General features: G+C 72.9%; 14 protein-coding genes and 1 pseudogene. 12 read left to right on the plus strand and 3 right to left on the minus strand.

What is annotated here, in order from left to right; genetic code table 11:
* The first annotated feature begins 58 nt into the window (after window positions 1-58).
* Window positions 59-898: a hypothetical protein gene (locus tag AC4H2H_RS00755; protein WP_494368901.1), complete on the plus strand. Its 840-nt coding sequence runs from the start codon at window positions 59-61 to the stop codon at window positions 896-898.
* Window positions 895-1,893 (plus strand): LacI family DNA-binding transcriptional regulator, encoded by a 999-nt coding sequence (locus tag AC4H2H_RS00760; RefSeq protein ID WP_494368902.1) that lies wholly within the window; start codon window positions 895-897, stop codon window positions 1,891-1,893. Before AC4H2H_RS00755 ends, AC4H2H_RS00760 begins: the two co-directional genes overlap by 4 nt.
* Window positions 1,894-1,901: 8 nt before the next feature.
* Here the strand turns inward: AC4H2H_RS00760 and AC4H2H_RS00765 are convergent, their stop codons facing one another.
* The 3 genes from AC4H2H_RS00765 to AC4H2H_RS00775 are packed head-to-tail and all read right to left on the minus strand — an operon-like array spanning window position 1,902 to window position 4,650.
* On the minus strand, window positions 1,902-2,543 hold the full coding sequence (locus AC4H2H_RS00765) for a GNAT family N-acetyltransferase (RefSeq protein ID WP_494368903.1): 642 nt from the start codon (window positions 2,541-2,543) through the stop codon (window positions 1,902-1,904).
* Window positions 2,544-2,602: 59 nt separating this feature from the next.
* Window positions 2,603-3,454, minus strand: a complete 852-nt coding sequence (locus tag AC4H2H_RS00770) for an ABC transporter permease (RefSeq protein ID WP_494368904.1) — start codon at window positions 3,452-3,454, stop codon at window positions 2,603-2,605.
* Entirely contained in the window at window positions 3,451-4,650 is a 1,200-nt protein-coding gene (locus AC4H2H_RS00775; RefSeq protein WP_494368905.1) for an ATP-binding cassette domain-containing protein, read from the minus strand. The genes AC4H2H_RS00770 and AC4H2H_RS00775 overlap by 4 nt, the downstream gene beginning before the upstream one ends.
* A 116-nt stretch (window positions 4,651-4,766) precedes the next feature.
* Here AC4H2H_RS00775 and AC4H2H_RS00780 point away from each other — a divergent pair, with 116 nt between their 5' ends.
* The 10 genes and pseudogenes from AC4H2H_RS00780 (at window position 4,767) to AC4H2H_RS00825 (ending at window position 19,186) form a co-directional block, all read left to right on the plus strand.
* Window positions 4,767-5,636: a TetR/AcrR family transcriptional regulator gene (locus tag AC4H2H_RS00780; protein ID WP_494368906.1), complete on the plus strand. Its 870-nt coding sequence runs from the start codon at window positions 4,767-4,769 to the stop codon at window positions 5,634-5,636.
* A 158-nt stretch (window positions 5,637-5,794) separates the two neighbouring features.
* Window positions 5,795-6,424 carry a DNA-3-methyladenine glycosylase I gene (locus AC4H2H_RS00785; RefSeq protein WP_494368907.1) on the plus strand — a complete coding sequence of 210 codons (630 nt, stop codon included), beginning with the start codon at window positions 5,795-5,797 and terminating at the stop codon, window positions 6,422-6,424.
* Window positions 6,425-6,481: 57 nt separating this feature from the next.
* Window positions 6,482-7,924 (plus strand): L-serine ammonia-lyase, encoded by a 1,443-nt coding sequence (locus AC4H2H_RS00790; protein ID WP_494368908.1) that lies wholly within the window; start codon window positions 6,482-6,484, stop codon window positions 7,922-7,924.
* 93 nt (window positions 7,925-8,017) lie between these two features.
* The gene (locus tag AC4H2H_RS00795; protein WP_494368909.1) at window positions 8,018-8,617 is read left to right on the plus strand and encodes a sulfite oxidase-like oxidoreductase; all 600 of its coding nucleotides are present in this window, start codon (window positions 8,018-8,020) and stop codon (window positions 8,615-8,617) included.
* Window positions 8,610-9,470, plus strand: a complete 861-nt coding sequence (locus AC4H2H_RS00800) for a ferredoxin reductase (protein WP_494368910.1) — start codon at window positions 8,610-8,612, stop codon at window positions 9,468-9,470. Before AC4H2H_RS00795 ends, AC4H2H_RS00800 begins: the two co-directional genes overlap by 8 nt.
* Window positions 9,471-9,659: 189 nt before the next feature.
* Window positions 9,660-12,821: an alkaline phosphatase D family protein gene (locus AC4H2H_RS00805; protein ID WP_494368911.1), complete on the plus strand. Its 3,162-nt coding sequence runs from the start codon at window positions 9,660-9,662 to the stop codon at window positions 12,819-12,821.
* A 40-nt stretch (window positions 12,822-12,861) separates the two neighbouring features.
* A complete protein-coding gene (locus AC4H2H_RS00810; protein ID WP_494368912.1) occupies window positions 12,862-14,157 on the plus strand; it encodes a serpin family protein in 1,296 nt (431 codons plus the stop codon).
* A 310-nt stretch (window positions 14,158-14,467) separates the two neighbouring features.
* Window positions 14,468-15,067 (plus strand): annotated as a pseudogene (locus AC4H2H_RS00815) (serpin family protein); the annotation flags it as partial.
* Window positions 15,006-15,569, plus strand: a complete 564-nt coding sequence (locus tag AC4H2H_RS00820; protein ID WP_494368913.1) for a serpin family protein — start codon at window positions 15,006-15,008, stop codon at window positions 15,567-15,569. The pseudogene AC4H2H_RS00815 and the gene AC4H2H_RS00820, both read left to right, overlap by 62 nt.
* Before the next feature lie 233 nt (window positions 15,570-15,802).
* Window positions 15,803-19,186 (plus strand): discoidin domain-containing protein, encoded by a 3,384-nt coding sequence (locus tag AC4H2H_RS00825; protein ID WP_494368914.1) that lies wholly within the window; start codon window positions 15,803-15,805, stop codon window positions 19,184-19,186.
* Window positions 19,187-19,193: the final 7 nt, after the last annotated feature.

Below are 19,193 nucleotides of genomic sequence, written 5' to 3' on the forward strand. Positions count from 1 at the left end.
CCCGACGGACGCGACCGCCCCACGACCTGACGGCGGGGTCCGCAACTAGGGTGTCGGCGTGACGCTGCTCCTCAAGCTCGTGCTGGCTCCTGCCCTCGTCGTGGCCTCCTCGATGGCCGGGCGCCGGTGGGGGGCCGGGCTGACGGGCGTCCTGGTGGCGCTGCCGATCGTGGCGGGACCGATCCTGCTCATCACGACCCTGGAGCACGGCACCCGCTTCGGGGCCGCCGCGGCGTCGTCCTCGCTGCTCGGCCTCGTCTCGCTCGCCCTGTTCGCCGTGGTGCTCGCCTGGTGCTCGCGCCGGACCGGCTGGGTCGCCTCGCTCGCCGCCGCCTGGGTGGCCTGTCTCGCGGCAGACGTCGTCCTCGCGCCGCTGAGCGTGCCGCCCTGGTGGGGCTTCGCGGTCGTGCTCGTGGCGCTGTGGGGTGCGTCCCGGGCGCTGCCGCCCGACGCCCTGCCGCCCGACGCCCTGCCGCCGGGCGCTCGACCGTCGGTGGCGTGGCCCTGGTGGGACCTGCCCGGCCGCGCGGTGGCGACGGCCGCGCTCGTCGTGATCGTCACCGGGCTGTCGGGCACCCTGGGCCCCGGCATGACCGGGGTGCTCGCCCCGTTCCCCATCGCGTCGAGCGTCGTCGCCGCGTTCACGCTGGCGCAGCACGGCTCGGCCGAGACGGTGCGCCTGCTCCGCGGCCTCCTCGCCGGGCTCCTCGGGTTCGCCGTCTTCTGCCTCCTCGTCGCGCTGCTGGTCGACGAGCTCGGGACGGCGCCCGCGTTCGGCATCGCGCTGGCGGGGACGGTCGTCACCCAGCTCGCCCGGCAGCACGTGCTGCGCCGACGTCGCCTCCGGCGCCCGTCCGGGAGGAGCCGCGACCCGCGCCGGGCGAGGATGGACCCGTGACCGTCCCCGGCGCCGCTCGCCGGCCCACGCTGCTCGACGTCGCCGCGCACGCGGGCGTCTCGAAGTCGCTCGCCTCCCTCGCCCTGCGCGGGGACGCCGGGGTGAGCGACCGGACGCGCGAGCGGATCGCGCGGTCGGCCGACGCCCTCGGCTACCGGTCCAACACGCTTGCCCGTGCTCTCAAGCAGGGGCGCAGCACGTTGCTCGGGGTCGTCATCTCCAGCCTCGACAACCCGTACCACACGGAGATCGTCGCGTCGGTCGAGGCCGCCGCCGAGGCAGACGGGCTGTCCGTCCTGCTCGCGCACGGCTCCCGGGACCGCGGTCGACTCGCCGGGCAGGTCCAGCGGCTCCTCGACCTCGCGGTCGACGGGCTCGTCGTCGTCTCCTCGTGGGTGGAGCCGGAGGTGCTGACCGCCGCGACGCACCGGGCGCCCGTCGTCATGGTGGGCCGCCCGGCCGCCCCCGTGGCCGGCGTCGACACCGTCAACAACGACGACGAGCGCGGTGCGGCGCTCGTCGTCGACCACCTCGTCGCGACGGGCCGGACGAGGATCGCGCACGTCACCGGGTCACGACGCCCCGCGGGGCTCGCGCGCCGGGCCGGATACGAGACGGCGATGCGCGAGCACGGGCTCGGCGCGCACGTGCGCGTCGTCGAGCACGACGGCGCCGTGCCCGACCTCGGGCCGCTGCTGGACGCCGGGTGCGACGCCGTCTTCGCGCGCAACGACGTCGAGGCGTTCGACGTCCTCGACCGCACGCACGACCTGGGGCTGCGCGTGCCGCAGGATCTCGCGGTCGTCGGCTACGACGACACCGCCCTCGCGACCCGGGCCCGCCCACGGCTCACGAGCGTCCAGCAGCAGCGCGACGTCATGGGACGGCGCGCGGTCGAGCTGCTGCGCGAGCGCGCCGGCGGACGGCGCGACGACGTGCACGAGGTCCTCGCCCCGACGCTCGTCGTGCGCGGCTCGAGCGTCGACCACCTCTGATCCACCGCTCAGACCGCGCCTCGCCCCGGCGCCGAGGTAGAACCCTGGTCCGCCCGGGACGCAGCGGCGCGGGTGCGGCTCATGGATACGTACGCGGAGAAGCCCGCCCGCCCGGCGAACCGCACGGGGCGGCGGTGGGACTCCGTGAACCCGAGCTTGCGGTAGAGCCCGAGCGCCGGCGCGTTCGTGTCCTTGATGTCGCGCAGCACGAGCTCGTCGTACGGCAGGTCCATGAGATGACGCATCAGCGCGGTCGCCACGCCCTTGCCCTGCTGCTCCGGCGTGGTGGTGACGAACCCGACCTCCGCGAGACCCTCCCGGGCGCCGTCGTACGCTCCGAGGAACTGGCTGCGGACGATCCGGTAGCTGATCGCACCGTGCACACGGCCGAGCGCCTCCCGGAAGGGGCCCTTCACGGGCGCGAAGCACTCCTGCGACCCCTCGGTGAGCGAGGCGACGGCGGCCGGCTCACCGTCCGCGAGCGCCACGGAGAAGCGCTCGAGGACGAGCATGTGCTCGAACGCGTCGGCGAGGACGCGCGGATCCTTGGAGAAGTACGCGAAGTCCTCGGCGAAGCCCTGCACGAGAACCTCGGTGATCCGTCGTCGGTAGGCCTCGCCGAGCACGTCGCCCCGCTCGATGGTGATCATCCTGTCGCTCCTTCCGGGAGGTCGATCGGCAGCGGACCCACCGCCGGCCGTCACGAGGTTCACTGCCGCCGCCGGCGCGCGAACACGAACGCCGCGGCGCCGAGGAACACCAGCACGATGCCGACGCACCACGCGAGGGCGAGCGCCGCCGTCGGGCCGAGGTCCGTGACGGGCGCGCCGGTCGAGTCCGTCCCGACGAGCAGGCCGCGGATCGTCTCGATGACGGGCGTCACCGGCTGGTGCTCGGCGAACCCGCGCAGCCATTCCGGCATGGTCTCGGGCGGCACGAACGCGCTCGACACGTACGGCAGGAACAGCATGAAGAAGGCGAACCCGCCGGCCGCGGCGGCCGAGCGCACGAGCACGCCCACGAACGCCGCGACGCTCGTGATCGCCAGCACGTACAGCGCCACCACCCCGACCGCGCCGAACCACTCGAGCACGTTCGCGTCGGGCCGGAACCCGATGACGAACGCCACGCCGAGCACGACCGCCGTCGTGACGAGGTTCTTCAGCACGCTCGCCACCACGTGCCCGACGAGCACCGTCCAGCTCGCGATCGGCATCGACCGGAAGCGGTCCATGATCCCGCCGGACATGTCCTGCTCGACGGCGATCGCCGTGTTCGACGCGCCGTACCCCGCGCACAGCAGGATGATCCCCGGCGTCGCGTACGTGACGTAGGCGGTACCGACGTCCATCGCCCCGCCGAACACGTACACGAACAGGATCATGAGCACCACCGGCAGCACGAACCCGAGGATCAGCTCGTCCGGCTCGCGCCGCACGAGCCGCAGCGAGCGCGCGACCATCGTGCCCGCGTCCATCAGCACGTGCCGTCCGGGTCGGGGCGTCGGGGCGGGAAGCCGCGCCGCCGTGCCCGACGGCGCAGCAACGGTCTGGGCGGTCATGCTGCGGCCTCCTCGTGGTCGCCGTGGCTGGTCCGGTCCGTCGCGTCGCGATCACGCGTCCGCGCGGCGTGCCCCGTCAAGGTGAGGAACACGTCGTCGAGCGTCGGCTCGCGCACCTCCCACCGCACCGGCTCGACGCCCCTGGCAGCGACCGCGGCGAGCACGTCCCGCACGTGCGCGACCGACCCGTCCGTCGGCACCCGCAAGGTGGTGCCGTCGGGTCCGGGGCCGGCAGGTGAGCCGGAGTCGCCCGGGCGACCCTCCGCGCCAGGCGAGACGGGCACCTGAGCGGGCGAGGGGGCGGAGGATGCGAAGGGCGTAGAGGCCGCGCTCGCTGACTGACGGCCGGACGACCGAGGCGACGGCGCGGCCAGCCCGAGCACCCCCGCCCCCTCGCCCGCGGACCCGACCGACACCCCGCCCGCGGACCCGACCGCCGCCCCGACCGCCGCGGCATCAGCAGCCGAGGCGAACGTCAGCTCGATGCTCGCCTCACCGACCCGGCGCTTGAGGTCCGACGGCGACCCCTCGGCGACGACGCGGCCGTCGTCGATCAGCGCGACGCGGTCGGCGAGCTGGTCGGCCTCCTCGAGGTACTGCGTCGTGAGGAACAGGCTCGTGCCGTCGGCGACGACGCCGCGGATGACCTCCCACATCGTCTGGCGGCTGCGCGGGTCCAGCCCCGTGGTGGGCTCGTCCAGGAACATCACCTGGGGCCGCGTGAGCAGCCCGGCCGCGAGGTCGAGCCGGCGCCGCATGCCTCCGGAGTAGGTGCCGACGCGGCGGTCGGCCGCGTCCGCGAGGTCGAACGCGTCGAGCAGGTCGTCGACGCGAGCGCGCGCCGCGCGCCGGGGCAGGTGCGCGAGTCGGCCCATCATCGTGAGGTTCTCGCGGCCGCTCTGCTTCTCGTCGACGGCGGCGTACTGGCCGGTGAGGCTGATGAGCCCGCGCACGCGCGCGGCGTCGCGCACGACGTCGTGGCCCGCGACCGTCGCGGTGCCGCCGTCGGGGACCAGCAGCGTGGCGAGGATGCGGACGGTCGTGGTCTTCCCGGCGCCGTTGGGGCCGAGCAGGGCGAGGACCTCGCCTCGGTGGAGGGCGAGGTCGACACCGTCGAGCACGCAGACGGGCCGGCGCGGCGAGCCGTAGCTCTTGCGCAGCCCCTCGGCGCGGACGAGCACGTCGGAGGTGGGCACGCGGTCTCCTTCGGTTCGGTCTTTCATGTACGGCACAAACTGTTTATGACGTCTACTGTTCTGCTTACGGTAGACACTGTTTTGGTGGACGGTCAAGGCCGCGGGAGGATGACGGGATGAGCGAGACCGACGACGCGCAGCGACCAGGGGCCCAGCCGATCGCCGGCGACGACGTCGTCTCACCCACGCTGCGTCGCCTGTGGGGCCACGCCGCGCCACCCCGCCGCGGCCCGAAGCCCGCCCTGAGCGTGGAGCAGATCGTGCGCGCCGCCATCGACCTCGCCGACGCCGAGGGCCTGCCCGCGGTCTCCATGGCGCGGGTGGCGGAATCGCTCGGCTACTCCTCGATGGCGCTCTACCGCTACGTGGAGAGCAAGGACGAGCTGCTCGTGCTCATGTCCGACGCCGCGTCCGACGTGCTGGAGATGCCGAGCGTCGACGGGGACGACTGGCGCACCGGGCTCGAGGCCTGGACGCGCGCGCAGATCGACGGCATCCTTGCGCGCCCGTGGTTCCTCGACCTCCCGGTGACCACAGCCCAGGTCGGCCCGAACCGGCTGCGCTGGATCGACCGCGCCTTCGAGATCCTCGCCCCGGTCGGTCTCACCGTGGACGAGACGCTGCAGGTCGTGGGCCTCCTCGCCCAGTACGTCCTCGGCGAGGGCCGCGTCCAGGTGGAGACGCGACGCGCCGCCGCCGAGACCGTCCGCCGCGCCCAGGGGCTCCCGGAGGACACGCCCGAGGACGAGCTCGACGAGCACGCGCTCGCCGCCGCGAACCCGTACGCCGACTACGAGCTCGTGCTCTCCCGGTTCGTCGACCCCGCGACGTACCCCGCGCTCACGAGCGCCCTCGCGACCTGGCAACCCTCGGCGACCCCGCCGGACGCCTGGGAGAGCGACGTCGACCTCGGCCTCGACATCGTCCTCGACGGCATCGAGTCCTTCATCACCAAGCGCACCGCGGCCCGCCGAGATAGACCCTGATCAGTCGAGGTAGAACCCTGGTCCACCTCGCGCGACCACGCGCGAAACGGGGGGAAGAGACGCTCTCGCGCCCGTCCACAGGCCCGTTCGTCATGGCGCCGCCCACAGGCCGGCGCCGCAGGGCGACGCGTGTCGGCGGGAGGCGGCACAGTGGACGCATGACGACCGAGACGACCAGCACGTCGGGGACGACCCCCCTCGCCGTCCCTGACGACGCACCCCAGCGCCCGCAGCCGGGCGCCCGCTGCTTCGGCGACGGGGATCCGCTCTACGAGGCGTACCACGACACGGAGTGGGCGGTCCCCGTCCACGGGGACACGGCCCTGTTCGAGCGGATCGCGCTCGAGGGCTTCCAGGCGGGGCTGTCGTGGATCACGGTGCTGCGCAAGCGCCCCGCCTTCCGCGAGGTCTTCGCGGGGTTCGACCCCGCGGCCGTCGCGGCGTTCGGGGAGGACGACGTCGCGCGCCTCCTCGGCGACGCCCGCATCATCCGCAACCGGCAGAAGATCGAGGCGACGATCGACAACGCGCGGGCGGTCCTCGCGCTGCACGAGCAAGGGCGCACGCTCGACGAGCTCTTCTGGTCGTTCGCCCCACCGCCCCGCACCGGCCGCGTGGCGACGTGGGACGACGTCCCCGGGTTCTCCCCCGAGTCGCTGGCGCTCTCGAAGGCGCTCAAGAAGGAGGGCTTCCGGTTCGTCGGCCCCACCACCGCGTACGCGGCGATGCAGGCGTGCGGCCTGGTCGACGACCACCTCGCGACGTGCCCGGTCGTGCTGCGCGGCTGAGGCAGCGGCCCGCACCGGTCGTGCTCGCATCGTGAGACGCGGTGCGACCATGGATCCATGAGCGCCTACGTGTCCGTCCTCGACCTGTTCTCGGTCGGCATCGGCCCGTCGAGCTCGCACACGGTCGGGCCGATGCGGGCGGCGAAGGCCTTCGCCACCGGCCTGGCCGAGTCGGGTGACCTGGAGCGGGTCGCCGGCGTCCGAGCGGTGCTGTGCGGATCGCTCGGCGCGACGGGGGTCGGGCACGGGACGCCGGACGCCGTCGTCGCGGGACTGCTGGGGCTCGACCCGGAGACGTGCGACCCCGACCGGGTGCCGGGCGCATGGGAGAAGCTCGGCGACGGCGCCCCGGTCGCGCTGCTCGGACGGCACCGCGTCACGATGACGACCGAGCACGTCCGGCTCGCGCCGCTCACGCGCATGCCGGGCCACCCGAACGGGATGCGCTTCACCGCGCTCGACGCGAAGGGGGCGGTGCTCGCCGAGGAGGCGTACTACTCCGTGGGCGGCGGCTTCGTCCTCACCGCCGACGAGCTCGAGCAAGCCGCCGCGAACGAGGCCGCGCAGCTCGGGGCCGAGCTCGCGGGGGCGGCGATCGACCCGGAAACCGAGCCCGACGGCGTCCCGTTCCCCTTCGCCAACGCCGCGGAGCTGCTCGCCGTGTGCGAGCGCGAGCGCACGACGGTCGCCGCCGTCGCGTGGGCCAACGAGACCGCGCTCCGGACCGCCGAGGAGGTCGGGGCGGGCGTCGACCGCATCTGGGACACGATGAGCGCGTGCGTCGACGCCGGTCTGGCACGCGAGGGCGTGCTGCCCGGCCGGCTCGGGGTGCGCCGTCGGGCCCGCGCCCAGCGCGAGAAGCTCGAGCAGGCCGACGAGCGCGGCGCGGACACGACCATCGAGTGGCTCCAGGCGTTCGCCATGGCCGTCAACGAGGAGAACGCCGACGGCCGTCGCGTCGTGACGGCCCCCACGAACGGGGCGGCGGGCATCATCCCGGCCGTGGGCCGGCATTTCCTGCGCACCCACCCGGACGTCGCGGCCGACCCGGGGCGCCGCCGTCGGGCGATGCGGGCCTACCTGCTCACGGCGGCCGCGATCGGTGCGCTGTACAAGCGCAACGCGTCCATCTCCGGCGCGGAGGCGGGCTGCCAGGGCGAGGTCGGGTCCGCGTGCTCCATGGCCGCGGGCGCGATCTGCGCCGTGCTCGGCGGCACGCCGGCCCAGGTCGAGAACGCCGCGGAGATCGCGATGGAGCACAACCTCGGGCTCACGTGCGACCCCGTGGGCGGGCTCGTCCAGGTGCCGTGCATCGAGCGCAACGCCATCGCCGCGTGCACGGCCGTGTCCGCCGCGCGCCTCGCGCTGCAGGGCGACGGCTCGCACGTCGTGTCGCTCGACACCGTCATCGAGACGATGCGTCAGACGGGCGTCGACATGTCGACGAAGTACAAGGAGACCTCGACGGGTGGCCTGGCGGTCAACGTCATCGAGTGCTGAGCCTCGACCTGGGCGCGTACGTGCAGCTGGCCGCGGGCCGGCGTCGTCCCCGTACGGGAGGCGACGCTCAGGGCACTGCGCCTACCGTGTGCCATGAGCACCCTCACCCCGGGCTTCCAGGGCCGGCCGCGCCCGCAGGGCGTCGCGCTCCCGCCGGGCCAGTACGTCGAGAGCGGGTTCCCGGTGCTCTCGGCGGGCCCCACGCCGCGCGTCGACACGAGCACGTGGCGCCTCGACGTCACGACCGAGGCGGGCGAGACCCGGTCGTGGTCATGGTCCGACCTCCTCCGGCTCCCGCAGGAGGAGCCGACCGTCGACATCCACTGCGTCACCCGCTGGTCGAAGTTCGGCACGACGTGGCGCGGCGTCTCGCTCGACACCCTCCTCGCCGAGGTCGAGTCGACCGCGGACTTCGCGATGGTCGGCTCGTACGGCGGGTACACGACGAACCTGCCCGTCGCCGACCTGCTCGGCGGCAAGGCGTGGATCGCGCACACGTTCGACGGCGCTCCCCTGCACCCCGTGCACGGCGGCCCGGCGCGGCTGCTCGTGCCGCACCTGTACTTCTGGAAGTCGGCGAAGTGGGTCAACAGCATCACGCTCATGCCCATGGACCGGCAGGGGTTCTGGGAGCGGCTCGGCTACCACGACCTCGGCGACCCGTGGCGGGAGCAGAGGTACCAGGGTGACTGAGGCGGCTGTCCGCCTCGGGGCGCGGTACGCGACCCCGTCGAAGTGGCAGGTGGCCCGGCTCGTCGACGCGTGGGACGAGAGCCCGTCGGCGCGCACGCTCGTGCTCGAGGTCCCCGGCTGGCCCGGGCACCTCGCGGGCCAGCACGTCGACCTGCGGCTCACCGCGCCCGACGGCTACACCGCCGAGCGCAGCTACTCGATCGGCAGCGCCGCGACGCGCGCCACCCTGCCCGACGACGCCCCGCGTCCGGGCGGGTCGCCCGCCCTGGCGAGCACCGCCGTCGGGCACGACGGCGGCGCCCCGGCGCGCGTCGAGGTCACCGTGCAGCGCGTGCCCGGTGGGGAGGTCTCCACGTATCTCACCGACGTCTTCGCGGTCGGGGAGGCGATCGAGCTGCGCGGACCGATCGGCGGCTGGTTCGTGTGGTCGCCCGAGCACGACGCCGGGACACCCGTCGTGCTCGCGGCCGGCGGGTCTGGCCTCGTGCCGCTCATGGCGATGCTCCGGACCCGGCGGGGCGCCGGCGATCGGACGCCGTTCCGGCTCGTGTACTCGGTGCGGCGCCCCGAGGACCGGCTCTACGTCGACGACCTCGACCGGCTCGCGAAGGCCGGGGACGGGCTCGACGTCCAGGTCGTCCACACCCGCTCGAGCCCTCTGGGATCGACGCGCGGACCGGGCCGCCTCGAACGGCGCGACCTCGCCGCGTGGGGGTGGCCGCCAAAGATCGAGCCCGCGTGCTTCGTGTGCGGGCCGACAGGGTTCGTCGAGGCGGTCGCGCGCCACCTCGTCTCCCTCGGGCACGACCCGGCGCGCGTGAAGACGGAGAGGTTCGGGCCGGCGGTCGACTGACAGTTCGCAGCGACCCGCACGTCCGGCCGTGTCGCGTGGCCGGAGGCGTGGAGCTTGCCCGGACAAGTGGGCGCGGTCGCCGTCCGAGTGCCCCTCTCCGTTCACCTGAGGATCGACTGTCGGACACCCGGGGCCGGTCGGATCGGGACCGTGCGCGTCGGCGCACGCCCAGTCCGCTGGATCCCCCTGGTGACGGAGAGATGTCCCGTGAAGAAGCGCGCGCCCGAACAGGGCAGTTCCACCCCCGCCGGCACGAGCCGGCGGACCTTCCTCGGCGGGGCTGCGACGGCCGCCGCCGCAGCCCTGCTCGCGCAGAGCGCCGCACCGGCCGCCGCGGCCGACGACGTACCGCTGCGCGCGGCGGTGCTCGAGCACCGCGACCAGTGGACGAGCGCGACCGGTCTGCGCGAGCTGCTGACCAAGGCCGGGGTGACCGTCGTCGCGCTCGACCCCGCGAAGCCCGCCACCGAGCAGGGCGTCGACGTCATCGCGTTCGGCACGTTCACGAACAACGCCCCGACGTACGGGCGGTACATCACCGACCAGGCGACGTCGCTGCAGGAGTTCGTGGCGGCGGGCGGCGTGGTGCTCGACATGGCGCAGTCCGACCAGTTCCACTCGACGGCGTCGTACCTGCCCGCGCCGATGTCGGCGAGCCGCAACGACGCAGACTACGACTCGATCTTCCCGGTCGTCGCCGACCACCCGCTGGTGACGCACCTGCGCGTGGTCGACGGCAAGGTGTTCACCGGCCGGTCGACGCAGATCCGCGTGAGCTGGGAGTCGCTGCTCGACTGGCGTCAGATGCGGGTGCTGCTCGCGTGCAGCGCGGGTGGGCGCCCCCCGGCCCTGCTCGAGGGCGCGCACGGGCGCGGGCGCTTCGTCCTGTCGAGCCTCACGATCGACAAGATCTACAACGCCGCCGGTCAGACGATCCAGCCGACCGAGGCCGTCGCGGACAGCGAGATGTTCTTCACGGCCTTCGCCGCCTACGTGCGGATGGTCATCGCCGGGACGGCGCCGGTGGTGACCCCGACGATGCAGGCCGTCGCCGGACCGCTCGTGGGCGACACCGGGACGACCCACTCGCGCGTGCTCGTCCGTCCGGGCAGCGACCTGCACGACCGCGAGTCGTGGACGCTCGAGTACTGGACCGAGGGCGGGCCCCGCCAGAGCGTCGGCGCCGCCCTCTCGCCCGACAACGACTCGACCGTGCTCTTCGACATCGCCGGGCTGACGGCCGCGACCACCTACTCGTACGCGGTGGCCCCCGACGGCGACCAGATCCCGGGGCTCGACATCTCGGGGTCGTTCACGACGGCGCCGCCCGACGACGCCCCGACGAAGCTGGTCGTGGGCCTGGGGTCGTGCGTGTGGACCGAGCAGAACCACATCTGGGACACGATCCGGGCCGAGGGGTGCGAGGCCTTCGTCTTCCTGGGCGACACGCCGTACATCGACAGCACGAACCTGCAGACCGCGCGCGACAAGCACCGCGCGTTCCTCCAGGTCCCGCAGGTGCGTGAGGTCACGCGGTCGATGCCGGTCTGGGGCACGTGGGACGACCACGACTTCGGCGGCAACGACGTGCACGGCGACCTGCCGGGCAAGCGCAACAACCGCACGGCGTTCGTCGACTACCGCGCGAACGCGACGTTCGGGCACACCGCCGCGGGCGAGACGCTGCGGGAGCGCACGGTCGACGGCGAGGGCATCTACACCTCCTTCCGCCGCGGCCCGCTCGAGGTGTTCCTGCTCGACCCGCGGTGGTTCAGCCGGACCGAGCAGAGCTGGGCCGACGCGACGAAGAGAACGGGCATCGGCCGGGTGCAGTGGGAGTGGCTGCAGGAGAGGCTCCTCGCGAGCACCGCGCCGTTCAAGCTCCTCGCGAGCGGGATGATCTGGGACGACAAGCAGAACGGCGAGGCCGACGACTGGGGCACGTACTCCTACGAGCGCGACGCGATCTTCGACCTCGTGCAGGAGCACCGCATCCCCGGGGTCTTCCTACTCGGCGGCGACATCCACGTCTCGCGCGCGCTGAACTACGGTCCCCGCGTGGGGTACGACCTGTGGCAGTTCATCGTCAGCCCGATGCACAGCTCGGTCATCCCGAGCCTCAACGTGCCGAACCCCGCCCTCGTCCACAGCGCGGTCGAGCCGCACGTGTTCCTGCGCCTCGAGCTCGACTCGACGGTCGAGCCCGCGACGATGACGGCGACCTGGATCAACCGCGACGCGGAGCGCGTGTTCGAGGTGAGGACCGATGCCGCGCAGCTCACGCCGCTCCCGGTCCTCGTCGGCTTCCCGTCGGCGGCGTCCGAGCTTCTCGCCGCACAGGGCTCGACCATCACGACGAGCGTCACCAACCAGTCCGGCGGCACGCTCGACGAGGTGACGGCAACGCTCGAGGCGCCCCTCGGCTGGCAGGTCATGGCTACGACCGAGACGACGTTCCGCAACCTTGCGGACGGCGAGACCCGTACGACGAACTGGACCGTCGAGCCGCCCGTGGGGGCGGAGCCCGGTGAGTACGCGCTCGTCGCACGGTCGACCTACTCCCCCGCCGGAGCGCACGGCACGGCGACCCGACAGGCGACGGTCGCGGTGATCGCGGAGGGGACGGTCCCCCGCTCGCTCCTGTCGATCGCCGGGTTCAGCAGCGAGGAACCCGCCGGCGACTCCGCCGTCAACGTGATCGACGGCCGACCGCTGTCGAACTGGCACACGAAGTGGGCCACCCAGCCGGTTCCGGGCTACCCGCACTGGATCGCCCTGGACCTCGGGTCCGAGCACCGGCTCGACGGCCTCGGCTACCTGCCCCGGCAGTCCGGCGGGACCAACGGGCAGATCAAGGGCTACGAGGTCTACGTCTCGCAGGACAACGCCACGTGGGGCAGCCCTGTCGCGACGGGGTCGTTCCCGGCCGGCACGGCGCTCGCGCGCGTCGACTTCGCCGAGACCGCCGGCCGCTACGTGAAGCTGGTTGCCCTGAGCTCGCAGAACGGCCTCCAGTTCGCTGGGGCGGCCGAGCTCACGCCCTATGGCCGGGCGACCGAGCGTGAGCGCCCCGAGGCGGTCGTCACGGCGGAGACACGCACGATCGCTGACAAGGTCGTGGTGGCCGTCCGGGTCGAGAACACCGAGGCCGTGCCGGTGGACGTGAAGATCACGACGGACTACGGCACGAAGTCGTTCCTCGGCGTCCTGCCCGGCAGGAACGCGTACCAGGCGTTCGCCACCCGGCGGACCGCGGTCCCGGCGGGGGCGGTGACGGTCGAGCTGAGCGGCCGGATCGACCAGCTCGCGGTGCGCAACACCCTCACGGCGCTCTACGACGCCCGGGGCTGACGTCCCGCAAGCATCCGGCGCGACGTGACACAGACGGGGCATGGGGAGACGACGCGGTTCGAGCACGGTCCTGCGCACGGCGTCCGCGGGCGTCGCCGTGCTCGGGCTCGCGATCACCCTGGGTGCGTGCGCGACGCCGTCGGGCGCGCCTCCCGAGGCCACGGTCGCGACGGGCACGGAGCGGCACGTCGTGACGGTCGCCGATGCGCCCGGGGTGGCCGGCGTCGTCGAGGCGACGGACCGGCTCGGGCTGACCATCCTCGGCTCGGCGTCGCGAGAGGGGAACGTCGTCGTGTCGCCGGCGAGCGCCGTCGTCGCGCTCTCGATGCTTGCCGAGGGTGCGCGCGGTGAGACGGCCGCGTCGCTCGACGCCGCGCTCGGCGCGTCCGGGTCCGAGCGCACGGACGCGGTGAACGCCCTGCTCGCCGCCCTCGAGTCGTACGACGGCGACCCGGCCGCCGTGCAGGAGGACGACCTCCCCACGCGACCGCTCGTCCATGTCGCGAACCAGGTCGTCCTCGACGACCAGGCGCAGGTCCACGACGCGTACCTCGAGGCGCTCGCGACCGGCTACGGCGCGGGCGTGCTCGAGACCGATCTCGGCACCGACGCCGGTCTCGAGCCGCTGCACCGGTGGGTCCGGCACCACACGGGCGGGCTGATCGAGAAGTCCGCGATCCAGCCCGACCCGCTCTCCCGCGTCGCGCTCCAGAACGCCGTCCTGCTCGCGGCGCGCTGGGACGCGCCGTTCGAGGAGCACGCGACGCGGCCGCGGCCGTTCGAGCTGGCGGACGGGACGGCGATCGAGGCCGAGGTGATGCAGCAGACGCACGAGCGGGCGTTTGTCGAGATCGACGGCTGGACCGCGGTGCGGCTGCCCTACACCGAGGGGTTCCACGCCGACGTCGTCCTCCCGCCCGACGGCGTCGACCCCGCCTCGATCACGCCCGACCAGAGCGCCGCGCTGCGCGGCGAGCTCGACTCCGCAGCACCGCGCGCCGTCGACCTCACGCTGCCGACCCTCGACGTCGACGCCGAGGACCCCCTCGACCTGCTGCCCGCCTTCGACGCGGCCGGGCTCCTGCTCTCCGACTTCAGCGGGATCAGCGACGACGAGCTGTCGCTGACGCAGGCGTGGCAGCAGGCGGTCCTGACGGTCGACGAGGAGGGCACCGTCGCCGCGGCCGTCACCGAGCTCGCGCTCGCCGAGTCGGCGGCCCCGGTCCCGCCGGACGTCGTCGAGCTGCGCGTCGACCGGCCGTACCTGTTCACGGTCTCCCACACGGACACCGACTGGCCGCTGTTCACCGCCGCGATCCGCGACCCCCGCCACTGACCGGACCCTGGACCTCGCCACCGACCACCGGACGGAGCGCATCATGACGGTACGGACGACGACGCACGGGACGGCTGCCCGCCGCACGGGAGAGCGGGCGGCGAGGGTCGCGGCGCGGGTCACCGCGAGGATCACGGCGACGGCGGCGACCCTTGTGCTCGTCGCGACCGCGGCGGCCTGCGCGACGGGTGTCCCGGACGGACCGGACCTCCCGCTCGCCCGCGCGGACGTGAGCCGGCACGTCGTGACCGTCGCCGACGCGGACGCGACGCCCGACGTCGTCGACGCGACCGAGCGGCTGGGAGTCACGATGCTCGAGGCCGCCCCGCGCGCCGGGAACGTCGTCGTGTCTCCGGCGAGCGCCGTCGTCGCGCTCTCCATGCTCGCGGAGGGTGCGCGCGGCGAGACGGCCGCGTCGCTGGACGACGCGCTCGGCGCTTCGGGAACCGAGCGGACGGACGCCGTCAACGCGCTCCTGGCGGCGCTCGAGACGTACGACGGCGACCCGGCCGTCGTGCAGGAGGACGAGCTGCCGAAGAAGCCGCTCGCGCACGTCGCGAACCAGGTCGTCCTCGACGACCAGACGCGGATCCACGACAGCTACCTCGCCTCGCTGGCGACCGGCTACGACGCCGGGGTGCTGCACACGGACCTCGGGACGTCGTCGGGCATCGAGCCCCTGAGCGACTGGGTCCGGTTCCACACCGGAGGGTTGATCCCGAAGAGCGCGATCGAGCCCCACGACGACCTGCGGCTCGTGCTGCAGAACGCCGTGCTCTTCGCCGCGCGCTGGGAGGCGCCGTTCGACGAGGGCAAGACCACGCCGGCCCCGTTCGCGCTGCCCGACGGTGAGGAGGTCGACGTCGAGTCGCTGCACCTCACCGCGCGGTGGGCGTTCGCCCACGACGGAGGCTGGAGCGCCGTCCGGCTCCCGTACGTCGAGGGGTTCCACGCCGACGTCGTGCTCCCGCCCCCCCGGGTCCGACCCCGCGGAGATCACCGCCGAGCGTCTGGCCGCGCTGCGGGAGGCGCTGGACGAGGCGCCGCACCAGGAGATCGCGCTGACGATGCCGACGCTCGACGTCCCCGCAGACGAGCCGACGGACCTGAAGCCCGCACTGGTCGACGCCGGGCTCGGCGGACTCCTGGACCGGGTCAACCCCCCGGACCTCAGCGGCATCAGCGCGGAGGACCTGTTCGTCTCGCAGGCGAAGCAGCAGGCGCTCCTCCAGGTCGACGCCGAGGGCACCGTCGCCGCGGCGGTGACCGAGATCGGTGCCCAGGCGATGTCGTCCGACGCGCAGGTCGTCGCCCTGTCGTTCCAGGTCGACCGTCCGTACGTGTTCTCGATCTCCCACACCGACACCGGCTGGCAGCTCTTCACCGCCGCCATCCGCGACCCGCGCCACTGACCCCGCCGAGCGAGACCCTCGTTCGCCGAGGTAGAACCGTGGTCGCGCGAGGTAGACCCGTGGTCGCGCGTCCTTGCGAGATGCCTTGACGGTCCGTACCGGCAGAAGTAGCGTTCTTGCGTGTTGATGCAAGAAATCAACACTCACCTGTGCGGTGCGGCACGGGTGTAGCGCAATTCTCGAAGGTACTGACCCAACCCCCGTCGACGACGACGGAGATCGAGGACACCCCCATGAGAAGTCGACCCAGCACGTCGCACCGCACTGCCCCGGGGGCGCCACCGCGGCGCCGCCTCCGCGCCCTCGCCACGACGGCGACGGCCGCGGCCCTGATCGTCCCGCTCGGGCCCACGACGACGGCCACCGCAGCACCCACGGTGCTGTCGGCGGGCAAGTCCACCGCCGCGAGCAGCAACAACTCCCCGTACCTGTCGGGCAACCTCACCGACGGCAACCCCGGCACCTACTGGGAGTCGACGAACAACAGCTTCCCCCAGTGGGCCCAGGTCGACCTCGGCGCCGCGGCGACGGTGGAGGACCTCGTGCTCAAGCTCCCCACCGGGTGGGAGACCCGGGACCAGACGTTGAGCGTCCAGTCGAGCACGGACGGCTCGACCTTCGCGCCGCTCAAGGGGAGCCAGGCGTACACGTTCAACCCGGCGTCGGGCAACACCGTCACGGTCGACGTCCCGGACACGTCCGCCCGGTACGTCCGCGTCAACGTCACGGCGAACACCGGCTGGTCCGCCGCGCAGCTCTCCGAGCTGGAGGTGCGCGGCACGGCGGGCACCACCGACCCGACCGACCCGACCGACCCCCCGCCCCCGACGGGCTCCAACCTCGCGTTGAACAAGCCGATCGAGGGATCCTCCACCGAGTGGCAGTTCGTCGCGAAGAACGCGAACGACGACAGCACGTCGACGTACTGGGAGGGCGCGGGCGGCCAGTACCCGAGCACGCTCACGGTGAGCCTCGACTCCGCGACCCAGGTGTCGCAGGTCGTCGTCAAGGTCCCGCCGGCTGCGGCCTGGGGTCCGCGGACGCAGACGTTCGAGGTCCAGGGCCGCGCGACGCCGACCGGCGCGTGGCAGACCCTCAAGCCGTCGGCGGGCTATCAGTTCGCCCCGAGCACCGGCAACACGGTGACGATCCCGGTCACCGGCACCGCGAAGGACGTGCGGCTCCGGTTCACGGGCAACACGGGCTCGGGCAACGGGCAGGTCGCCGAGCTCCAGGTCTTCGGGACCGCAGCCCCCAACCCCGATTTCGTCGTCACGAGCGTCACCGCGACCCCGGCCTCGCCGCTCGAGTCGCAGGCGGTCACGCTCTCCGCCGTCGTGAAGAACATCGGCACGCAGGCCTCCGCCGCGACGGACATCGCGTTCACCGTCAACGGCCAGACCGTCGCGACGAAGGCCGTGGGCGGCCTCGCCGCCGGGGCGCAGGCGACCGTCACCGCGGACATCGGCGCACGCCCCGCCGCGAGCTACACGATCGGCGCCGCGGCGGACGCGGCCGGCACCGTCGCGGAGCAGAACGAGGGCAACAACTCCTACGCCAACCCGACCCCGCTCGTCGTCACGGCCGTCCCCAGCTCCGACCTCGTGCCGACCCTCACGTGGTCGCCGAGCACGCCGGCCGCGGGCAACACCGTGACGTTCTCCGCGACGCTCGCCAACCAGGGCAACGTCGCGACGTCGGCGGCTGCGAAGGGCCTGACCGTCACCGTGACGAACAAGACGACGGGCGCCGTCGTGCGCACGCTGACCGGCTCCGTGAGCGGCGCGATCGCCGCGGGCGCGAGCAGCGCGAGCGTGAACCTCGGCACGTGGACCGCCGCGAACGGCAACTACGACGTCACCGTCGTCGCCGCCGCGGACTCCACGGAGGTCGCCGCCAAGCAGGCCAACAACACGGCGACCCGGCCGCTGTTCGTGGGCCGCGGCGCCAACCTGCCGTTCGACACGTACGAGGCCGAGGACGGCGTCGTCGGCGGGGGCGCGACGGTGCTCGCCCCCAACCGCGTGGTCGGCGACCTCGCGGGCGAGGCGTCGGGCCGCAAGGCCGTCACGCTGAACAGCACGGGCGCGTTCGTCGAGTGGACGACCAAGGCCCCGACGAACACCCTCGTGACCCGGTTCTCCATCCCCGACTCGACGGGCGGCGGCGGCACGAACGCGACGCTCGCGATCTACGTCGACGGGCAGTTCCTCAAGAACATCGACCTCACCTCGCGCTACGCGTGGCTCTACGGCAACGAGACCAGCCCGGGCAACCAGCCCGGCGCCGGCGGCCCGCGCCACATCTACGACGAGGCGAGCGTGCTGCTCGGCACGACCGTCCCCGCCGGCGCGAAGATCCGCCTCCAGAAGACGGCACAGAACACGTCGCAGTACGCGATCGACTTCGTCGACCTCGAGCTGGCGACGCCGAAGGCCAACCCCAACCCGGCGCAGTACACGCAGCCCGCGGGCTTCACGCAGCAGGACGTCCAGGCCGCGCTCGACCGCGTCCGCATGGACTCGACCGGGACGCTCCAGGGCGTCTACCTGCCCGCGGGCGACTACCAGACCTCGAACAAGTTCCAGGTCTACGGCAAGGCCGTCGAGGTCGTCGGCGCCGGCCCGTGGTTCACGCGGTTCTTCGCGCCGCAGAGCCAGGAGAACACCGACATCGGCTTCCGCGGCGAGGCGAGCGCGAACGGCTCGACCTTCCGCGACTTCGCCTACTTCGGCAACTACACGTCGCGCATCGACGGCCCCGGCAAGGTGTTCGACTTCACGAACGTCAAGGACATGACGATCGACAACATCTGGGTCGAGCACATGATCTGCATGTTCTGGGCGTCGAACATGGACGACTCCGAGGTCAAGAACTCGCGCATCCGCAACACGTTCGCCGACGCGATCAACATGACCAACGGCAGCTCGAACAACCACGTGCACAACAACCAGGCGCGCGGCACCGGTGACGACTCGTTCGCGCTCTTCGCGGCGACCGACAACGGCGGCAGCGGCCAGCGCGGCAACGTGTTCGAGAACCTCACGTCCACCAACACCTGGCGCGCCGCGGGCCTCGCGGTCTACGGCGGGCAGGACAACACGTTCCGCAACATCTACATCGCGGACGCGCTCGTGTACTCGGGCCTGACGATCAGCTCGCTCGACTTCGGGATCGCGATGGAGGGCTTCGGCCCGGCGCCGACCGTCTTCGACGGCATCACGGTGGTCCGGTCCGGCGGGCACTTCTGGGGTGACCAGGTGTTCGGCGCGGTCTGGCTGTTCTCGGCGTCGAAGACGTTCGCGAACATCGACGTGAGGAACCTCGACGTCATCGACCCGACGTACTCCGGGATCATGTTCCAGACCCAGTACATCGGGAACCAGCCGGTCAACACGATCCAGAACCCGACCTTCAACAACGTCACCATCACGGGGGCGACGAAGAGCGGCGACAGGTACGACGCCAAGTCCGGCTTCGGCATCTGGGCAAACCCGAACCCGGAGACGGGTCAGGGCCCGGCCGTCGGCTCGGCGACGTTCACCAACCTCACGTTCTCGGGCAACTTCAAGGACATCGAGAACCCGACCTCGACCTTCACCATCATCCGGAAGTAGCGCCGCG

It is taken from the genome of Cellulosimicrobium sp. BMG9.22 (genome assembly GCF_059159975.1).

Bases quoted from the DNA above. Each gene is read 5' to 3' on its own strand.
- AC4H2H_RS00765 (WP_494368903.1), bottom strand. From the start codon at position 2,543: ATGATCACCATCGAGCGGGGCGACGTGCTCGGCGAGGCCTACCGACGA.
- AC4H2H_RS00770 (WP_494368904.1), bottom strand. From the start codon at position 3,454: ATGACCGCCCAGACCGTTGCTGCGCCGTCGGGCACGGCGGCGCGGCTT.
- AC4H2H_RS00780 (WP_494368906.1), top strand. From the start codon at position 4,767: ATGAGCGAGACCGACGACGCGCAGCGACCAGGGGCCCAGCCGATCGCC.
- AC4H2H_RS00785 (WP_494368907.1), top strand. From the start codon at position 5,795: ATGACGACCGAGACGACCAGCACGTCGGGGACGACCCCCCTCGCCGTC.
- AC4H2H_RS00790 (WP_494368908.1), top strand. From the start codon at position 6,482: ATGAGCGCCTACGTGTCCGTCCTCGACCTGTTCTCGGTCGGCATCGGC.
- AC4H2H_RS00795 (WP_494368909.1), top strand. From the start codon at position 8,018: ATGAGCACCCTCACCCCGGGCTTCCAGGGCCGGCCGCGCCCGCAGGGC.
- AC4H2H_RS00810 (WP_494368912.1), top strand. From the start codon at position 12,862: ATGGGGAGACGACGCGGTTCGAGCACGGTCCTGCGCACGGCGTCCGCG.
- AC4H2H_RS00825 (WP_494368914.1), top strand. From the start codon at position 15,803: ATGAGAAGTCGACCCAGCACGTCGCACCGCACTGCCCCGGGGGCGCCA.